At 73.3% G+C, this 827-nt stretch carries 1 protein-coding gene; it reads left to right on the top strand.

Features of this window, described 5'->3' with window-relative positions:
• Positions 1 to 827, top strand: an 827-nt coding sequence (gene lnt, locus AC1DYG_RS18630) for an apolipoprotein N-acyltransferase (RefSeq protein WP_477641359.1), incomplete at both ends; no start/stop codon positions are given.

The following is an 827-nucleotide window of genomic DNA, read 5'->3' as shown; positions in this document are numbered from 1 at the left end:
GCGCCGCGCGGTCCTCGACAACCACGTCCGCGAGACCGTCCGGCTGGCCGACGACATCGACGCCGGCCGCCAACCCCGGCCGGACATCGTGATCTGGCCGGAGAACGCCTCCGACATCGACCCGCTGCGCAACGCCGACGCGGCGACCGCGATCAGCGCCGCGTCGCGGGCCGTCGGCGCGCCGATCCTGGTCGGCGCCGTGCTCGTCAACGGCGACGGCACCACCACCAACTCGGTGATCGTGTGGGACGCGGACACCGGTCCGCAGGAACGCCACGACAAGAAGATCATCCAGCCGTTCGGCGAGTACCTGCCGTACCGCGACTTCTTCCGGCACCTGTCCTCGTACGCGGACAAGGCCGGGAACTTCGTGCCGGGCGACGGGAACGGGGTGGTGCACGCGGCCGGGACTCCCGTCGGGGTCGCCACCTGTTACGAGGTCGCCTTCGACCGGGCCCTCACCGAGGCGGTGCGCGACGGCGCGCAACTGATCGCGGTGCCGACCAACAACGCGACCTTCGGCGACACCGAGATGACCTACCAGCAGCTGGCCATGTCGCGGGTGCGGGCCGTCGAGCACGGCCGGGCCGTAGTGGTGGCCGCCACCTCCGGCGTCAGCGCGATCGTCGCCCCGGACGGGTCGGTCCAGCAGTCGTCGCCGCTGTTTGCCCCGACCACGCTCGTCGCGGAGGACCCGCTGCGGGCCACGACCACCCTCGCGACCCGGCTCGGCTCGATCCCCGAGTACCTGCTGTGCCTCGCGGCGGCCCTCGCCACGGCCGTCGCCGTGGTGCGCCGCCGGCGATCGGCGCCGGAAGCCCCGGAGG

The organism is Pedococcus sp. P1_H8 (assembly GCF_056405175.1).
The sequence above is the reverse complement of the archived record's forward strand: the minus strand, read 5'-3'. Positions and strand labels throughout refer to the sequence as shown.